Origin of the sequence: Klebsiella sp. C360 (genome assembly GCF_048822415.1) — a bacterium.
Lineage (GTDB): Bacteria > Pseudomonadota > Gammaproteobacteria > Enterobacterales > Enterobacteriaceae > Klebsiella > Klebsiella quasipneumoniae.
Genome location: NZ_JBMEZZ010000001.1, coordinates 332,617 through 350,666, shown reverse-complemented (window position 1 = coordinate 350,666; position 18,050 = coordinate 332,617). Strand labels below are relative to the sequence as shown.

Here is an 18,050-nt window from a genome sequence, read left to right as displayed (position 1 = left end):
TAATGGCTACTAATTTTTTAATAGGTCGCGGTGAATTGCTGGCAAGTGCTGTTGTTGGCCCTCGACGCGGAATGGATAAATCAGAGGTTTACACTTTTGCTGAAGCAAAGCAGAGATTAATACCTCAAGTTGAACAAGCAACATCTGATTTGGATGATTTGCCAGCTGTTGCTTGCCCAAATGATTTTGCTGTAGCTACTTTAACACTTAACCCTAGTTATATTGCTCGTTCTTTTTTTCCGGATACTTTACTCCGGGAAAATAACCTGCAATCAATAGGAAGTAAGACTGTTAAAATTAAGCCTGACGGTTGGAAACGCAAAGCCGAAGTGACAGAGTTTCCAACTACCCAAATTTTTGTGGCGGGTAAACGCTCTTCTTTCAAAAATATAATTCCATGGGTACAGTCTTTAGACGATGGTAGTGACGAAGCGATAGACTTCGCACGAATTGAAATGTTTTCTGCTTATAAGCCAGAAGAAAGAATAGTCCCCTTTAGCAATAGGGAAGCCGGCGAGTTCTTCGAGGTTGGCATACATCTTTTACCGAGTAACAATAGTGACCTAGTTCAATCAGCGTTTATGGGTTATGCCGAAGATAATGGCATTACTCTTTACTCAGAGCTTTCTTTTACGGCGGGTAATCTTTGGTTTGTCCCCGTTCAGTGCGGTCAAGAAAAAATCGAGACTTTATCCTTATTTACATTTGTTAGGGTAATTCGCCCCGTACCTCCCCTGCGCGGTATTCGTCCAATACAAAGAGCCTCGGGTGTTAAAATTCAAACATTATTACCCAGCGATCCACCTGTAAGTGATTTAAGAGTAGCTATTTTAGATGGTGGTCTGCCTAAACAACACTCAATACAGAAATGGCTTAATTCATATCGAGTTATGGATGATGGTGCTTCGGATGATAGCGATGCGTTACAGCATGGCCTCGCAGTAACATCAGCGTTTCTTTTTGGCCCCTTAAAAGCCAGAACCATGGCCCCTCGACCATATTCTTATGTTGATCACTTGAGGGTTTTAGATGCCGACATCTGTAATGAACATCCTCTTGAACTTTATAGAACTCTAGGGTTGATTGAAGAGGTTCTTCTTTCTAGACAGTATCAATTCATTAACTTAAGTTTAGGGCCTAATTTGCCTATTGAGGATTCAGAAGTTCATGCATGGACTTCTGTGATCGATGATCTGCTCAGCGATGGTGAAACGCTGATGACAATCGCTGTAGGAAATAATGGTGAGATGGATAAAGAGTCTGGCAATGCTAGAATTCAAGTACCTGCTGACTCAGTGAATGGTCTTTCTATTGGTGCAGCCAATTCTACAGACTCTAACAAATGGGCGCGATCCTCATATAGTGCTATGGGGCCTGGAAGAAGCCCTGGAGTTATTAAACCTGACTTAGTTACTTTCGGTGGTGAAGAGCGTGAATATTTTCACGTTCTAACTGACGATACAAATCCAGTAATCGCACCTCAAATGGGTACAAGTTTTGCCGCTCCATATGCATTACGTACAGCGGTTGGAATCAAAGCTCTTTTAGGTGGAGATCTAACAACATTGGCGATCAAAGCGCTTATGATTCATTCATGTTCTCAAAAAGATTATTCTCATGCAGAAGTTGGTTGGGGAAAACTACCTGAAAATATTAATGATATAATTGTAAGTCCCAATGGAGTAGCCAGAATCGTGTATCAAGGAGAATTGAAACCTGGCAAATACCTGAGGGCAGCATTACCAATACCAGATGGCGGTCTTAATGGTATGGTGAACCTAACTGCAACCTTTTGTTTTTCAACTTCTGTTGATCCTCAGGATTCAGCATCTTACACAAAAGCAGGACTCGAAATATCGTTCCGACCTGATGAGAGTAAGAAAAAACAAGGTGCTCAGAATGCTGACACCAAAGGTTTTTTTGAACTAAAAAAATATGCCAATGAGCAGGAGCGTCGCTCTGATATGGGCAAGTGGGAGACAGTGCTACATGCATCAAAAAGTATGCGTGGCACTTCTCTAAATAAACCTGTATTCGATATTCATTATAATGCGAGGCAAGGCGGAGGGGCGATACAAGGTAATAAAGCTGAGAAAATTAAATATGCATTGATACTTACGATAACTGCAAATAAACATCCGGATCTGTATAACGATATATTACGAAGTTATAACCAGATCTTGGCACCCATTCAGCCTCAAGCAACTATACCTGTCAGAACTTGATTATCCATCAAAAAGCCTCATGTTTGAGGCTTTTTTATTAACACTGCACAGAGAGGGATTGGGTCGGTATTATCTGCGTCGTATCGGGTATTGGGTTGAGACACTAGAAAAGCCCCTGCCAGCGGGCTGCTGAGGGGCTCACGTGCAGTGTAGCCAGTTGTGGTCATGTTGGCCGTTCCTCGTCTTTTTCTTTCTTGCACAATAGTGCGCAGATTTGCACAATTTTTTTGATATACTTTTTCCTTTTTAGGCCCATGCAAGGTGCGGTCTGAGGCCGGTTTGGTATATGCACGAAAAATGGAAGGGTAGCTGCGCGCAGGTGACGGGGGGCAAGCCCCCGCAAACGGGTCAGGGCAGGGAAGGCGGCAGAATACGCAATTTCACGGTTTCTGCGTCACGGTGAGCGGTCGTTTTGGTTGGCGGCATGCCCTTGTGCAGGGAAAAAGCAGCGACGCGCAGAGGGGCGCTGATGCGGGATTTTTTCAGCAGAAAAGATGAGGCCAGCGAAAACGCTGGCCTGTTATAAATGGCTGATGTTGTTTAAAGAAACTGAGTTTTCTGGCGGTTATTTCTCAGCGGTAAGCAATGCGTAAGGGTTAAAGCGAATCACTTCTTCTCCGATCCACTCATTGACCACCTTCAGCGCCTCCATTACGGGCGTCAGCTCGTTGATAGCGTAGACCCGGGCGGCTTTCTCGATATCCCCAAATGATCCGTTTCCCTCTGGCATGGCGCCCATCAGCTGCGGCGGGATACGGTGCGCTGCGAGTATGTCGTCACGTGTGGCGTTCTTAATGTTGATAAACTCATCTTTCGCCGTGATCTGCTGGAAGGGGAGGATTTGTACGCCGTCTTTGCCGCCGCCTGGCGCATGCAGCAGCAGATTTTTAAATGCGCCTTTCCCACGCGCACCGGTCAACGTCTCTTTGACTGCCTTCATGCTTTTATCGTCAACCTGTCCAGCGCCAATATAGACAATACATCCAGCATGCGATCCGTTGTCGTAGTAAAGCTTACGGAACATGTCAGCGGAGTGGGCCAGGCTGGCGGCCAGCAGTGCTGCCATATATTCGGGCATGCCGTAGACCTCCTGATTAATGTCAGGATTTAGAACGTGACACACTGAACCCGGTTTAAACGAGTGTTCCTCTTTCCAGCGCCGGATGAACCAGTATTGATCGAGATCTGTGCTCCCACGCCGGGTGTACTTCGCAAGAGAGTGTTTGAAGGGAAGCGGGCCGCCCAGGCGATTACGCGGCAATTCGAGATAGGCATTGCCAAACGTGAACCAGTCCAGCGCAAACGCGGAAAAGGTCTGGCGATTGAGCAGTTTGTGCGGGATAAAACAGCCGGTGAGCACATTACGTTTGAAATACAACGCCGACTCATGCCAGGCGCTCTGACGCGGAGCTTTAGCCAGTCCGTAAAAGTCTACTGGCGTCTCATAGTATCGCCCGTTGTCCATGCAATAGAGATTGTCCAGCAAATCGGCCATATCCCGCACGGGATAAGGGCCGTCAAAGCTGAACGCTGTCAACGCGGGATCGGCCTTCAGTGACTCCACAATGTCAGGGCCGGCGGTGCTGGCTATAGGCTTTTTACCGTATTTCTTTTTCAAAGTTACCATCCCATTGCGAAACCACCGCCGCCACTTTCCTGGCCCAACGGTTCATTAATAATCGAAAGCATGGTTGCCCACGCCATATCACCATGGCTTACGCCGCGCGATCGGTCCGTTTCGTAAGTGATGAAACCGCCGGGCGTAACAACTTTGCGAACAGCGTTGAAGGCTCTGACCAGACCCTGCTCGCTGCGGTCATATTCCCAGCGGCCGGCGCGGATGACCTGCAACATTTTGAGGACAAGGGCGCGCTTGGAAGAGAGGCTCATCTGGTAGCAAATAGCCGCCGGGAACCAGTTTTTAACAATCTGCCAGACCGCCTCCCCGACGCCTTGACCGTCAATGGCGATGTGAGTGACGTTGTAGCGCTCGGCAGCCTCTTTGATGACCGCCGCCTGCTGTTCAAACTCAAGTCCTCGCAGTTGCTTCAATTCAACCGTGCGAAACCGGCCGCCGGCCACAAGGGGAGGGACCGTCACGGACAGAGCACCGGCATCACCATTGCCGCTGCCGCCGTTGGCGTCGTAGCCCAGCCACACCTCACGTTGCCCCATAGGTCGACTGGCGAACGGTTTCCAGTCGGGCCAGTCGTCATACCCGTCAGCGCCGCACCCCAGTAACTGGCTAAGATTGAACGCGCTTTCGCCGTCTTTGACGAACTCGCACATGTACAGGTTTTCAAATTCATCAGGGCTGTTTTCGTCCCGGATTTCATCAATGTCGGTGTAGTCCCAGCCGTTATTGATAGCGTCCTGAATAGTGACGATCTGCCGCCACGTTTTATCCGGGTAAAGCACGCCGCTATGGGTTTTCTTCCATGAAACGTCAAAGTCAATGCGCTGCGCTTTAGGCCGTTTCGCATTCCATCGATCGCCGGTCCAGAACTGATAGGCTTCATGGCTTTCGCTGGATGGCGTGGAGAAGTACGTGCGTGTTAAGCCTTTGAGCGTTGCCATGGCGCCGGCAACTTTGCGCAGGTTGATAAAGTTTCCTGTCCAGAAAAACTCATCAAATCGCAGGTGGCCGGTGTACGACTGCGCCGTCGCCGCCGACGTCCCGAGAAAATGCAGCTCCGCGCCGTTTGACAACGTGATTTGCTCACCGCCTTTAAGTTCGACGTCCACCTCTTCAGCCGCTTTACGGATGAAGTTGCGGAACTGGAGCGCCTGCTTGCGGGACGCCGACAGAAAAATTTGGTTGCGCTGATAGTCGTGCTTAACGTCCGTTCTCAGTGCGCCCAGTAATGCCTCGCGGGCAAAGTACCAGGTTGCCCCGATCTGCCGCGATTTGAGGATCATCCGGTTACGCTGATCTCGTTGTTCGTACCAGCCGCGCTGGTGCCATGCGAGAGAGTCGAGAATTTTTAAGCGCAACGCCTCGATCTGCTCCTCGGAGAAGTGATTTTTCTTCTTGCGACGACTGGTTTTTTTTACGCCGGTGATAGTGGAAGCCTGCCCGGTATCTAGCTTTTTCAACTGCCGGGTTAACAGGTCAATCTCTTTGAAATCGCCACTGGTTTTATTGTCTTTCGCGCTCAGTTGGCAGAGACGGGTGTCAATGGATTGCGTCACCCGTTTGATGGGCGTTGTGTCATCCCATGCGTCGCGCTTTTTCCACGAATAAACCGTGTTTGAGTTGATGCCCATGAGTCGCGAAATTTCGGCGGGCGGGTAACCCTGCCAGTAGAGCTGTTTTGCCCTTAATCGAATAAACGCATCCTGAATCATCACTTCCCCCTTTTGAGCAGGGAGATTACCTGCGCGCGATCCCCGCGGCTCGGGCTTTCAGGTCTGGCCGTTCTCCGACAACAAAACCGCGTGGCGCCGGGCTTTCAGGCTCTGCGATGATGCAGCGACTGACATAAATCAACAGGATAAAACGACATGGCCAGCACGACTAAACCCGCCCGCAAAAAGTTTCGCGTTGCTGTTTCCGGCGCCACCGTTGACGGGCGCGAGATCCAGCCGCAGCACCTCCGCGATGCGGCGGCGAGCTACAACCCGGCCGTTTACGGCGCCCGCGTGAACGTGGAGCACTATCTCTCCATGCTTCCTGACAGCAATTTTGGCGCCATGGGGGATGTTGTTGCTTTAAGCGCGGAGGATATCACCGAAGGGCCGCTGGCCGGTCGTACGGCGCTCTATGCCGAGATCGACGCTTCGGCACGAATGAAGCAGCTCACCGATGAAGGAAAAAAAATCTATTCCAGTATTGAGCTGCATCCGCAGTTTGCCCTTAACGGTAAGGCGTATGTGGTCGGCCTGGCGATGACGGACACCCCGGCAAGTCTGGGGACTGAGCGCCTTAAATTTGCCGCGCAGCAGCGCGCGCAGGTGATGGCCTTCAATAACCAGCAGATCGAGGCGCCGCTGTTCTCTGATGCGCTTGAAGCTGAAGTGATCGAACTGGCCGCTCATCGCAGCGAGGAGGGCGTCAACTGGTTCAACCGCGTGATGGGCATCCTTGGTAAAGGCCAGAAAACCGACGATCAACGGTTCAGTCAGTTGCATCAGGTTGTTGAAGCCGTTGCTCAATCTCAGGCAGACCAGATTGACCGGTTCAGTGCCCTGGAACAGGACCGCCAACAGGATAAAGCCACCATTCAGCAACTGACCAGCGAACTTAACGAGCTGCGCGGTCAGCTTCAGCTCCAGCCCGCAGAAAATTACAGCGCACGACCGGCGGCAACCGGCAACAGCAGCGCGCAGCTTGCAGACTTCTAAGAGGTAACCATGGAAAACCAGACCCGCGAACTATTTGATAAGTACATTGTGCGCCAGGCACATCTGAACGGTGTCTCACCCTCAGCCGTTGCCAATCGTTTCAGCGTCGATCCGACTATCCAGCAAAAACTGGAACAGGCCGCCATGGAGTCGGATGACTTCATGAAGCTGGTTAACCACTTTGGGGTTAAAGAGCAGGAAGGGCAGAAAGTAAAAATTGGCAGTAAGGGACCGATGGCGAGCACCAATAACCGCTCGGACGGCACCAACCGCCGTAACCCTGCACCGAACCATAACAAAGAGCCGCAGAACTACCACTGCCGCAAAACCAACTATGACTATGCGCTTTCGTATGCGGAGCTGGACGCGTGGGCCGGTCACCCTGAATTTCAGTCATTAATCAGTAATGCGATGGCCCGTCAGCTGGGGCTGGATCGCCAGATGATTGGCTTTAATGGCACGCATTACTCTGAAAACTCCGACCGCACGACCTATCCGTTATTGCAGGATTGCGGCGTTGGCTGGCTGCAAAAGATCCGCAATGAGGCGCCGCAGCGCATTATGCCAGGTATCACGCTGACTTCCCGTGATGAGAATAACGCGGTAATTGCGTCAGGCACCTACGGCAATATTGATGCCGCCGTGCTCGATGCACGCCACAGCCTTATGGATCCCTGGTTCCGCCGCGCTCCCGGTCTGGTGACTGTGCTCTCGTCCGATCTGCTGCTGAAAGTGAACCTGCCGAAAGTGAACGCGCTCAGCCAGACCAATCCGAATACCGAACTACTGGCCGCGCAGCTCATTGTCAGCCAGGAAAAGATTGGCGGCCTGCCGACGGTCTTTGTCCCGGGCATTCCTGAAGATGTCGTGCTCATCACCAACCTGAAAAACCTCTCTGTGTACTACCAGAAAGGCTCCCTGCGTCGCTCTATCCGGGAAGAGCCGCACTACAACCGCGTGGCGACTTACCAGTCCAGCAATGATGACTATGTCATTGAAGAGTACGGCATGATTGCCATGATCGACGGCGTGACATTCGCCTGATAATCCCCATCACATGGCGGGCAGCAAGCCCGCCCAGGAGAATGAACCCATGCTGACACCGGCACAAAGACACTTTCAGAAGGTCATGGCAGAGAGGCGGGGCATCAGTGATGAGCGTGACGCGGAGACGCGCACCGCGCATGAGCAGATCCTCTTTCGCCTGCATATGCATAAATCTTCGCTAAGCCAAATCCAGTCCCGCCAGGCGAAGGCCGCTGTAAAGGCCAGCATCCTTCCTGAGTTTCAGGGATGGATTGACGGCACGATCGAGGGCGACAGCGGGCGCGCGGATCCGGTCATCACCACGCTGATGGTGTGGGCGGTGGACTGCTCCGACTATGCGCTGGCGCTGCGTATCGGGCGCTATGTCGTTAAGCATGGCCTGAGCATGCCGGATGACAACTATCGCCGCCCGGCACCCACGGTACTGGCCGAGGAAATCTGCAATCCCATTCTGAACCTCGCCACCACGGACGCCGGAGCCGATTTGTCAGGCTATATCCCCATGCTGGACGAGCTGGCCGAAATTGTGGCTGACAGTGATATGCCGGATGAGGTCCGCGCGAAGCTGTGCAAGGTGAGGGCGTTTTGCCGTCGCGACACGGAAGACGCGGAAACCAAAGGCGAAGCGCTGAAACTCTTCCGGGAAGCCATGAGCCTGAACCCGGGTGCCGGTGTGAAACGGGAGATCGCTTCTCTGGTCAGCGCTTTGAAAAAGGCGCCGCAGACCAGCGCGGCAAGTGGTGATGCGGAAGATGAGACTTCATCCAGCGATACAGCAGCAACCGAAACACCCGCAACAGAAAAAGCAACACGAACGCGCAAGCAGACGAAAACGGCGGCCGGCACTCAAAAAGCCGCCCGCAAAACGGCGGCAAAAAAGACAACGAAAACCGCCACAAAGTAAACGCCTGAGCGTAATGAACTGGCCCCGCGCCACAGGCGGCGCGCCCGGCGATCTGCCCGTAATGCGGTCTTTTTACCGGACGCCCACCGCCTGACCTACCGGAGAAACGACGATGAGTTTTATCGCACAGCGCCCCGTCAGACCTGCTGAAAGTGATGTGACAGACGTGGACGACGGCGGCGCACAGATTGCCATCGGAACTTTCTGGCCGGCGGTAAAACTCCACGATTTGCGCCTCGCTGCCCGCATCGCCGGTGACATTACGACTTCCCGATTGATGCATATGGCAACGGAGGCCGCGCTGCATGTCGCGGATCAGCTAAAGGACTGGCGCAAGCAAAGGGAAGCGGAAGGCGTGGAATCGCTGGCTTCCGTCCTGCTGACTTCTACCGGTGAACCTGTCGAGCAGATTAACGGCGAAAGCGCAAAAGTCTATCGCTTCCGGCGCGCGGTCTACTCCTTCACGCGCGCCAGTGTTCTGGAGGGTTACAGGGATGTTGGCACCACGCCAAAAGGTGACAAAGACGCCGAAGCCCTGGACAGGCAAATAGACGATCTCTGGCGGGACGGGCGCTGGAGTATTTCAGATATCCGGGAAGAACCCCGTATTTACTCGGAGCTTTTCTGATGAAAGTCAGGGCGTTGCAAAACGACACGGTTGATCAGCTCTGCTGGCGTCATTACGGCAAAACCGCAGGTGTCACGGAGAAGGTGCTCGAAGCCAATCCGGGACTGAGCAACCAGATATTTTTGAATGCCGGGCAGGAGATCGAAATGCCCGTGATAACCAGCGAGGTGGAACGGGTAACCGTCCAGTTATGGGAATGACTCTGGATCGTATTAACGAATATTTTGCGTTTGCAACATCCGCCCTGGTGACCGGCGTGGGCGTGATGACCGTCAGCGAAAAGCTGGCGCTGGCTGGACTTCTTCTGGGGATTGTTTCCGCCGTCCGGCTGGCGATTCACCGCCGCCGCATTGAGCAGGCCAGCCAGCGCCGTAACGATTTGATAGAGCAGATTCTCCACCAGGCGGAAACCCGCAACCTTTCGGACCGCGAGCGGCAGCTGCTGGAGCAACTGCACGGGGATAACCCGACATGAAGAACATCATCAAAAAATGTTCGATTGCGGTGATTGTGGCTCTGGGTATTTCGCTAGCGCCCGGGAGCGTCAGAACATCGAAAGAAGGGCAGCAGAAAATTGCCGGTTGGGAGGACTGCCGCAGCACGCCTTATTACTGCACGGCGGGCGCTCTGACCATTGGTGTCGGCTCCACGGGCGGCGTGGAAAACCGCGAATACAGCAACCAGGAAATAGCGCGGCGCTGGGTTAACGATCTGCAACGGGCTGAAAACTGCGTCAATAACAATTTCCACGGCGCCGACATGCCCCAGCTCACCTTTGAGGCCATGACGGATGCCGCCCTGAATCTGGGCTGCACCGGGCTGATGTGGTTCACCGATAAAAACGGACGCAAGCAGAGGACCACGATCTGGAAGCATGCCCAGGCCAGACAATGGCCGCAGATGTGCAACAGGCTGACTGATTTCGTCAATGTGGGCGGTAAGCGCTCCGCCGGCCTGGTTAACCGGCGCAATGATTTTAAAGCCTGGTGCCTGCTGGGCCTGAGTACGCCGTCATGAGGGCGGGCAGTGTGATTGTGATGCTTGTCCTTCTGGCTGCTGTCTGGTGGCAGACCGACCAGCTGAGCGAGGCCAGGACCCGCAACAAGTTGCTGACCGAAACGGCGACCGGTTACGACCAGGTTATCCAGGAAGTGAAAGCGACCGCAATACAAACCCATAAGTTACTGGCAGAGGTGAAAGTCCGTGAGCAACAGCGTAATGCAGAAGGGGAGCGACGACGTGAAGCAATGCAGGCCGCGTTCAATGGTGACACGTGCGCTGTTACTCCTGTGCCTGACGCTGTCAGTCGTAGCCTGCAAAAACGCGCCGCCCGCGCCGGTCATTCAGTTGGTCCGTGAACCCGTCCCGGAGAGCCTGACCGAAGAGACGCCACGCCCGGCGCTGGATAAGCCAGTGACCTGGGGCGCGGTGGCGATATTCAGCGACAGGCTGATGGATGCGCTTGATGCCTGCAATGCTGACAAAGCGGCGATCCGCCAGTGGGACAGTCTGCGCCAGAACACCCGAAAGGAGCCATAAATGCTGAAGATAAACACACTCCGCGCCGCAATAGAGAAAGCAAATACCTGGTGCCGGGCGAACCCGGAAGCCTGGACGGTGTTTGTTGAAGAGGGTGGCATTGAAACCACCGGTGAAACACCGTCTTTCATGTATCGCTATTCTCTGGTGCTGTTCGTCATGAACTACGCCGGGAGCATTGACGACTTCACGCTGCCGCTGATGGCCTGGCTCTGGTTTAATCAGCCCGATCTGCTGCTGAACCCGGATAAAAACCAGCAGATTAAATTCACCACGCTGATTAACAACGACGACACCGCCGATCTGATGTTTGAGCTGCCGGTGCGTCAGCGGGTACTGGTGCAACTGGATGAAAACGGCGTGCCGTATGCCGAGCATTTGCCGGAGCCGCGCCCGTGCGTGCTGGTCCCTCACGCCTCTGGTTGGGGGCTGGTATTTGAAGGCATGCTTCAGGAGGCCGGAGCGTGAGCGATCGGATGTTCAGCGAGCTGGATCAGGTCTTTCAGGACATTCTCGACGGCGTCAGCCCGGCGGGGCGCACCCGTACCGCGCGCAAAATTGGCCTGGCAGTGCGCCGCAGTCAGCAGCGCCGTATCGCGTCGCAGAAAAACCCGGACGGCAGCGGCTACGCGGTACGCCGCCGCAAAGTTTACCGCACCCAGCAGGGGATCAAGTTCGTCTGGAATAATGAGGTCCGGGCGCTGAAAAACTGGCGGGGCGGGCGCGGTAAATATGGCCGGACAATCACGGGCTTTGATGAGAAACGCAGCGGTATACGCACCTTCTACCGGGCCGATATCGAGCGCTATCTGGAAATCAAAACGCAATCAGCGATGCAGACAGAGACAAAAAAAGCGCCGATGTTTACCCGCCTGCGCACCCTGCGTTTTATGAAAGTCAGACCGGACGCGGGCGGCGTCACCGTAGGATTTGATGGCATCGCCGCGCGCATTGCCCGTATTCACCAGTACGGCCTCAAAGACGAGGTTGGCCCGGGAGCTTACGCGCAGTACCCAGCGCGCGAACTGCTGGGCATGACTCCGGCAGACCTGATCGCTACGGAAAACGCCGTTATCAGCAGTCTGGGCGGTGCGTCATGAATGCTGAGCTGATGCGCCTGCTGGAAAACATTCTGCGTCTGGGCGTCGTGGAACAAATCAGCGCCGATAAGAAAGCGGTGCGCGTTCGCTCCGGCAGGTTGCTGACCACCTGGATCCGCTGGAACGTCACCCGCGCAGGGGCATTCAGCATCTGGCTGCCGCCCTCGATAGGGGAGCAGGTCTGGATCGGTTGTCCGGGTGGCAACCCTGAAAACGCGTTTGTGATTGGCTCTGCATACAACGCAGATAACCCGCCAACGGGCAGCAGCCTGCTGGAAATAAGCATCACCGCACCGGATGGCGCGCGCCTGCATTACGACGCCGCCGCCGATGCCGGAGCGCTGGCCGTAACCGGCATTAATACCGCGCATATCCAGGCCGAAACCCGCGTCACGCTGGACACGCCGGAGGTGGAATGCACAAACCACCTCAAAACGCGCACTTTCGAGCTGACCCACGGTGGCACGATGGCCGGTGATGTGATCCACTCCGGCGGCGTGTTGCAGTCAAACGGGATCACCGTACATGAACATAAACACGGTGGCGTGCAGTCTGGCGGGAGTACCACGGGAGGTCCGCAATGACAGCCAGTTATACCGGGATGAACCCGGAAGGCACCGGCGCGCTGACCGATCACGATCAGCTCTGGCAGTCCGTGACAAAAATCCTCACCACGCCAACAGGCTCCCGTGTGATGCGCCGGGACTTTGGCAGTGTGGTACCTGATTTACTCGATGCGCCACAGAACACCGTCACCCGCATGCAACTGATGGGCGCCACCGCTATTGCGCTGGCGCAGTGGGAGCCGCGGATCAGTCTGACCACCGTCAATGTGGTGTTTTCAGAAACAGGCGCGGTGACTGCTGAACTGACCGGCACTATCACGGAAACCATGACAGAAACCAGTAACACCATCAGGCTAAGGAGCTAGTGTGCAAACGTCCGTCGATTTATCTCAGATCCCACAGCCTGATATCGTCGAGGTGCCCGATTTTGAAACGGTGCTGGCTGATATCCGGGCGCTTATCGTGGCGGCCATGCCTGTGGAACTTCAGGCTTCTGTGTCTGCTGCGCTGCTGCTGGAATCTGAACCGATGGCGGCACTGGCCCAAGCCTTCACCTATCGCGAGATCCATCTGCTGCAACGTATCAATGAAGCCGTGCGCGCGGTGCTGCTTTCGAGCGCCCTGGGGGCGGATCTCGATCAGGTCGCCGGGAATTTTGACACTGAACGCCTGCTGATTACCGAAGCCACCGACGAGACGGACGCAGTATATGAAAGCGACGAAGAGCTGCGCGGCCGCACGCTGCTCTCATGGGCTCGCCTGAGCACGGCGGGCGCCAGAAATGCCTATCACTATTTTGCGCGAGGTGCGGATGCGGATGTGCTCGATGTGCGCGCCTATGGCCCTGAAACCCATAACCAGGAAGGACGAGTTTTTCTCTACGTGCTGTCACGTACCGGAGATGGGACTGCCCCGCAGGCGCTGCTTGATAAAGTCCTGTCAGCGGTAAACCCTGAAGACGTGCGTCCGATTACGGATTATGTGGCTGATTATGTCCGCTCCGCTGTGATTGTGAGTTATCAGGTGGTTGCTGATATTTACGTCCCTTATGGCGTGGACACCGCCACGGTGCTGGAAAAAGCCACCGCAGCACTGAACGAATACACTGCCTCTGTGCATCTTATCAACGCCACCGCTGCACGGTCAGGCATAGACGGGGCGCTGCATCAGGACGGCGTTGTCACCGTCGATTTGCATTCACCCGTCGCCGACGTCGTTGCGACGATGGGCGAAGCCCCGCATTGCACCTCCGTTAAAATCAATCTTGTGGTGATGGACCATGACCGCTAATTATCCCGCCAGCATTCTGCCCCCCAACGCCACCGCCGTGGAGCGGGCCATCGACAGAGCCAGCGCCGCAGCGCTGGAAAGGTTGCCTGTATATCTGATCCGTTGGGTTAAAGATCCGGACAGTTGCCCGCTGGCGCTGCTGCCGTGGCTGGCGTGGGAATATCAGGTTGATACCTGGAATATTAACTGGTCAGAACAAAAGAAACGCGATGCGATCAAGCGCGCCCACTACATCCACCGCCATCGTGGTACGGTCGCCGCCGTCCGTCATGCCCTGGTGGACAGTCCTTTCGGGACGGATATTGTTGAATGGTTCAATCAGAACCCGAAAGGGGATCCGTATACCTTTCGCCTGAACGTGTATCAGAACGATTTGCCGGTGACGGAATACGACCAGCAGGATCTAAAACTGGCGGTGCTGCGCGCCAGGAATCTGCGCAGCTGGTTTTCCGTTCATGTATTTGGCCGACTTCAGGGAACCTCGTATGCGGCCGGTTACATGTACGCCACGGAGAAAATCACGCCGCGCTTTGTCCCGTTGCAGGTGGTTTTATCCCGCTACGAGCTGAATCTGGCCCCCGGTGACGCGGAAACGGTCACGGTGACAATTCTCCCCGAATACGCGGAAGATAAAACCTTTACGGTAACTACATCGGATCAAACAATCGCGACCGTCCGGATAGTAAACGGCGATATTCTGGTTACGGGCATGAAGCGAGGTACCTGTTCGGTCACCGTTACGACGACTAATGGCGTCAGTGCGGTGATAAGCATAAAAGTGGTCGCGGTAATGAAGTTCATTACCCGCATCGACAGTGCAACCAGGCCAATATTCTTTGCTCATATGGACGAGGGTTTCACGGTTGACTATGGCGACGGCATTGACAGCCGGGATTACCGTTTCGATCCCGCCAGTGAAGCTTCAGGTTGGGTTATTCCTACACGTGAATTAGTACAGGGAAAGGAATACACCATCACGGTTAAGAACACGGAAACTGCCTGTCTGCGCAGCCGTTTATCTAATTATTCTTCGAAACTGAACCCTGTTGTGGAATTGATTAGTGTTACAGGGGAAAGAGGTCATCTTTCAGGGTTCGCTTTGGATACCACCGGATTAATGGCTATTCGTCCCGGAGCATTTGACGATTTGCCAAACGTGAATAACTGCAAAAATATTTTTACCAACTGCTCGTCGCTTACAGGTATTCCGGCATCGTTGTTTTCTCGCATGAAGATAGAGGATTTTTCAGACGCATTCAGAGGGTGTACATCGCTTACAGAGGTTCCATCGGGGCTATTTGCAAACCAGCCCGATGCGATCGACTTCTCATCGGTATTTGCAGGCTGCACCGGCCTGATCAGTATCGGCAATAATCTGTTCCACAGCTGTGTATCTGCGGTGAATTTCAGTTACGCGTTTGATGGTTGCTCAATGCTTGCAAATATCGGCACGGGAATATTTACAGGATGCGGTTCAGCAGGGACATTCTCTTATAGCTTCAGGGCGTGTAAAAATCTTCTTGTCTTGCCTGCTGATATGTTTGCGGATGTTCCGGGCGGCGCATTCACCGGCGTATTCCAGAATTGCACGGCACTGACGGCAATTCCCGCCAACCTGTTTAAAACATGTTCTGAAGCGAATCATTTTGGCGGTGCATTCACTGGCTGTTCGCAGCTTCTTTCTGTTCCTGCCGGTCTGTTTGCTGGTCTGTCGAAAGTGACCTATTTCGGCACGGTCTTTTCTGGTTGCAGTTCGCTGAAAACGGTCGGCGCGGGTTTATTTGCCGGGTGCAGCCAGGCGCAGACATTCGCTTCTGCATTTTACAGCTGCCGCTCTCTTGAAACTGTAGCGAAAGATATTTTCAGCGGCTGCGTAGAGGTGACGACCTTTGCCAGTACGTTTTATGGGTGCAGCAGCCTGACGGCGCTCCCGTCTTTTACTGACTGCACGAAAGTCACCACTTTCTCATACGCTTTTGCTAACTGTGGATCGCTCACGAAAATTGATGCAGATGCTTTTGCTGTTAAAGCGCTGGTCACGACATTCACATACGCTTTTGTAAACTGTACTTCGCTGGTTTCTGTGGGGGACGGCGCTTTTCGGGGATGTAGCGCGTTAACCAGCCTGGGCTATACGTTTTCAGGTTGCCGCTCTCTGGTTTCTCTCGCGGGAGATATGTTTGCCGGTTGCGCCAAAGTGACAGCCGTCGATTTCTTATTCGACAAGTGCTCCGCGCTGGTTGAACTGCCAAAAGAGCTATTCAGCGACATGGTGTCCTTGAAAGGCATGGGATCGACTTTCCGGGATTGTACTGCACTCATCTCGCTACCATCCGGCCTGCTTGATGGTTGCATCAATCTCACTTCGTTAACGCTGACATTCTCGGGCTGCACCTCACTGGCGTTATTGCCCGGCGATTTGCTGAAAAACAACATTCTTCTGTCCGGCGCCGGATCGACGTTTTACGGTTGCACCTCACTGGTAAATATTCCGCCGACGCTGTTCGCGTCCTGCTCGCTTATTACCTCGTTTGGCGCCACGTTCCAGAATACCGGCGTGGAGGAAATACCGGAAAACCTGTTCAGCGGCAACCCGCTGGTGACCTCTTACGGCCAGACTTTCAGGGGCTGTAAAAACCTGCGCTCAGTGCCAGCCGGTCTTTTTGCCGCCAGCATAAGTGCCACGGTATTCACGAATGTCTTTTCGGAATGCAGTGCGCTGGAAGTCGTCGGGGCGGGATTACTCAACACCACGGCGGTAACGACGGTGGGTTATCTGTTTGACGGCTGCGCGTCATTACACAGCGACGTTAACACGATATTTAATCTTGCGAGTTACCCGGAGATTGTCACCACAACGGCAATATTCAGGAGCTGCGCATTACTCGCCGGCAAAGGCCTGGTATTTATGGGCAAAGTGCCGAACGTCACCGCGCACTATTACGCGTTTTATGCCTGTGCGGGCCTGGACGATTACGACGATTTACCCGGCAACTGGATAACGAACAAACTATGAAAACATTCAATCAATTAAAAAGCCTGATCGACTTTTGTCAGACCGATGCGTTTTTCCTGGAACACCTGAACCGGCTTCAGATCGCTGGTGTGATTTATCTTGATGAAGGCGATATCGATGCTGACCGCAAGACCGTGAGTGATGATTTTTATGATCAACTTGCCAGCGTGTACGGCATTGAGCCAGAAACAAAAAGTGAGGAGGTATAATGGCCACGGGACTGACACTAACTACGGCGGGCGCCGCCGAAATCGAGGCCGCGTATCAGGCGGGGGAGGTGGTGGATATTACCTCCGTGCTGATCGGCGATGGTGGCGGCGTGACATTGCCGACCGATCCCGATGAGCTGGCGGCGGTGACGGCGCTTTTTGGACAGTTTGGCCGTGAAACCTTTGACTCTGATTCAAGCTATGAGGGGTTTATCAGCGGGCAGATCGTTATCAACTGTCAGGATTATCCGGGTAAAACGCTCAGAGAAGCGGGGCTGGTCAGCGCTAAGGGTACGCTCATCGCTTACGGCACATACCCGGCGACATACCTCCCGGCGCAATCGGATTCCATTATCAAAGAGATCATTCTGACGCTGGTGTTGACGCTGACGCACAGCTCAAATGTGCAGCTCGTTATCGATCCGACACTTGCCACTATCACGCTGGAAACGGGCGATAAACGTTATCTGCGGCGAGCACAAAATCTTGCTGATTTAAACGATACAGAAGAGGCCCGGGAAAATCTGGAGCTGGGAAACTCAGCCACGCGGGACGTGGGCACCGAGACGGGAACGGTAGCTGCGGGGGATGACTCGCGGATCACCGGTGCACTTCAGAAAGAAAATAATCTTTCCGATCTGAGCGATACATCCGAAGCCCTTAAGGCGCTGGGACTCAACAGCGACGGAGCGGCCTATAAGGCAATTGTTGACGCCATTTTTTATGTCGGAATTGTTGTCTCTGGCGAGCAAAGTCCAGCGGAGCGGTTCCCCTGGCAGACATGGACTGACTTAAGCGAAACCTTTGCGAATAGGGTTGTTAGGATTGGCTCTCATTATGGTGTGACCGGCGGCAGTAATAAGGTCAAAATTGAAGCCAATAATCTCCCGCCGCACTGGCACCGGTCTGGCGACCGATCTCCGGGGGCTACATGGGATCCAAACACGACACACGGCACAGATAACCAGAAAAGCGGTCCGCTAGCCCTCACTGATGGGACTTACACTGATATGAAGGGCTTAACGGAATCCACAAATGAGTCGATTGATGTGACTAACGAATATGTTAGCCTCTGCATGTGGATACGCTCAGCATAACAAAACACGGTCAGTAATGACCGTGTTTGCCGATATCTGCTAGTATCAGACATGTATCCTTACAAACTTAACCTGAAAGTTTTCA

19 protein-coding genes are annotated in these 18,050 nt (G+C 53.8%); 17 read left to right on the top strand and 2 right to left on the bottom strand.

Annotated features, from left to right (window positions below):
• Positions 1 to 2: 2 nt before the first annotated feature.
• Positions 3 to 2,225, top strand: a complete 2,223-nt coding sequence (locus ACOI7D_RS01695; RefSeq protein ID WP_004213103.1) for a S8 family peptidase — start codon at positions 3 to 5, stop codon at positions 2,223 to 2,225.
• 565 nt (positions 2,226 to 2,790) lie between these two features.
• Here ACOI7D_RS01695 and ACOI7D_RS01690 read toward each other — a convergent pair.
• Both ACOI7D_RS01690 and ACOI7D_RS01685 read right to left on the bottom strand, forming a co-directional pair.
• Positions 2,791 to 3,852 carry a phage portal protein gene (locus ACOI7D_RS01690; RefSeq protein WP_023328073.1) on the bottom strand — a complete coding sequence of 354 codons (1,062 nt, stop codon included), beginning with the start codon at positions 3,850 to 3,852 and terminating at the stop codon, positions 2,791 to 2,793.
• On the bottom strand, positions 3,846 to 5,573 hold the full coding sequence (locus ACOI7D_RS01685; RefSeq protein ID WP_023328072.1) for a terminase large subunit domain-containing protein: 1,728 nt from the start codon (positions 5,571 to 5,573) through the stop codon (positions 3,846 to 3,848). Before ACOI7D_RS01685 ends, ACOI7D_RS01690 begins: the two co-directional genes overlap by 7 nt.
• 156 nt (positions 5,574 to 5,729) lie before the next feature.
• Between ACOI7D_RS01685 and ACOI7D_RS01680 the strand changes: the two genes are divergently transcribed.
• The 16 genes from ACOI7D_RS01680 to ACOI7D_RS01605 all read left to right on the top strand — a co-directional run bounded on the left by ACOI7D_RS01680 (position 5,730) and on the right by ACOI7D_RS01605 (position 17,965).
• On the top strand, positions 5,730 to 6,569 hold the full coding sequence (locus ACOI7D_RS01680) for a GPO family capsid scaffolding protein (protein WP_004213106.1): 840 nt from the start codon (positions 5,730 to 5,732) through the stop codon (positions 6,567 to 6,569).
• 9 nt (positions 6,570 to 6,578) lie between these two features.
• On the top strand, positions 6,579 to 7,613 hold the full coding sequence (locus tag ACOI7D_RS01675) for a phage major capsid protein, P2 family (RefSeq protein WP_057214374.1): 1,035 nt from the start codon (positions 6,579 to 6,581) through the stop codon (positions 7,611 to 7,613).
• A 49-nt stretch (positions 7,614 to 7,662) separates the two neighbouring features.
• On the top strand, positions 7,663 to 8,520 hold the full coding sequence (gene gpM / locus ACOI7D_RS01670) for a phage terminase small subunit (RefSeq protein WP_057214377.1): 858 nt from the start codon (positions 7,663 to 7,665) through the stop codon (positions 8,518 to 8,520).
• A 112-nt stretch (positions 8,521 to 8,632) separates the two neighbouring features.
• Complete coding sequence (locus tag ACOI7D_RS01665) at positions 8,633 to 9,148, top strand: head completion/stabilization protein (RefSeq protein WP_109547501.1); 516 nt, start codon at positions 8,633 to 8,635, stop codon at positions 9,146 to 9,148.
• Positions 9,148 to 9,348, top strand: a complete 201-nt coding sequence (locus tag ACOI7D_RS01660; RefSeq protein WP_004131559.1) for a tail protein X — start codon at positions 9,148 to 9,150, stop codon at positions 9,346 to 9,348. The genes ACOI7D_RS01665 and ACOI7D_RS01660 overlap by 1 nt, the downstream gene beginning before the upstream one ends.
• The gene (locus ACOI7D_RS01655) at positions 9,339 to 9,623 is read left to right on the top strand and encodes a hypothetical protein (protein ID WP_064175404.1); all 285 of its coding nucleotides are present in this window, start codon (positions 9,339 to 9,341) and stop codon (positions 9,621 to 9,623) included. The genes ACOI7D_RS01660 and ACOI7D_RS01655 overlap by 10 nt, the downstream gene beginning before the upstream one ends.
• Positions 9,620 to 10,165: a lysozyme gene (locus tag ACOI7D_RS01650; RefSeq protein WP_109547500.1), complete on the top strand. Its 546-nt coding sequence runs from the start codon at positions 9,620 to 9,622 to the stop codon at positions 10,163 to 10,165. The genes ACOI7D_RS01655 and ACOI7D_RS01650 overlap by 4 nt, the downstream gene beginning before the upstream one ends.
• A gap of 186 nt (positions 10,166 to 10,351) precedes the next feature.
• Positions 10,352 to 10,687: a peptidase gene (gene lysC / locus ACOI7D_RS01645; RefSeq protein ID WP_164973202.1), complete on the top strand. Its 336-nt coding sequence runs from the start codon at positions 10,352 to 10,354 to the stop codon at positions 10,685 to 10,687.
• Entirely contained in the window at positions 10,688 to 11,155 is a 468-nt protein-coding gene (locus ACOI7D_RS01640; RefSeq protein WP_075648451.1) for a phage tail protein, read from the top strand.
• The gene (locus ACOI7D_RS01635; protein ID WP_075648449.1) at positions 11,152 to 11,787 is read left to right on the top strand and encodes a phage virion morphogenesis protein; all 636 of its coding nucleotides are present in this window, start codon (positions 11,152 to 11,154) and stop codon (positions 11,785 to 11,787) included. Before ACOI7D_RS01640 ends, ACOI7D_RS01635 begins: the two co-directional genes overlap by 4 nt.
• On the top strand, positions 11,784 to 12,371 hold the full coding sequence (locus ACOI7D_RS01630) for a phage baseplate assembly protein V (protein WP_075648447.1): 588 nt from the start codon (positions 11,784 to 11,786) through the stop codon (positions 12,369 to 12,371). Before ACOI7D_RS01635 ends, ACOI7D_RS01630 begins: the two co-directional genes overlap by 4 nt.
• Positions 12,368 to 12,718, top strand: a complete 351-nt coding sequence (locus tag ACOI7D_RS01625) for a GPW/gp25 family protein (protein ID WP_004131573.1) — start codon at positions 12,368 to 12,370, stop codon at positions 12,716 to 12,718. Before ACOI7D_RS01630 ends, ACOI7D_RS01625 begins: the two co-directional genes overlap by 4 nt.
• Before the next feature lies 1 nt (position 12,719).
• Complete coding sequence (locus tag ACOI7D_RS01620) at positions 12,720 to 13,643, top strand: baseplate assembly protein (RefSeq protein ID WP_087850813.1); 924 nt, start codon at positions 12,720 to 12,722, stop codon at positions 13,641 to 13,643.
• Entirely contained in the window at positions 13,633 to 16,659 is a 3,027-nt protein-coding gene (locus tag ACOI7D_RS01615; protein ID WP_109547499.1) for a phage tail protein I, read from the top strand. The genes ACOI7D_RS01620 and ACOI7D_RS01615 overlap by 11 nt, the downstream gene beginning before the upstream one ends.
• Complete coding sequence (locus tag ACOI7D_RS01610) at positions 16,656 to 16,868, top strand: hypothetical protein (protein ID WP_009486478.1); 213 nt, start codon at positions 16,656 to 16,658, stop codon at positions 16,866 to 16,868. Before ACOI7D_RS01615 ends, ACOI7D_RS01610 begins: the two co-directional genes overlap by 4 nt.
• Positions 16,868 to 17,965, top strand: coding sequence for a phage tail protein (locus ACOI7D_RS01605; protein ID WP_009486477.1), 1,098 nt, complete (start codon positions 16,868 to 16,870; stop codon positions 17,963 to 17,965). Before ACOI7D_RS01610 ends, ACOI7D_RS01605 begins: the two co-directional genes overlap by 1 nt.
• Positions 17,966 to 18,050 lie beyond the last annotated feature (85 nt).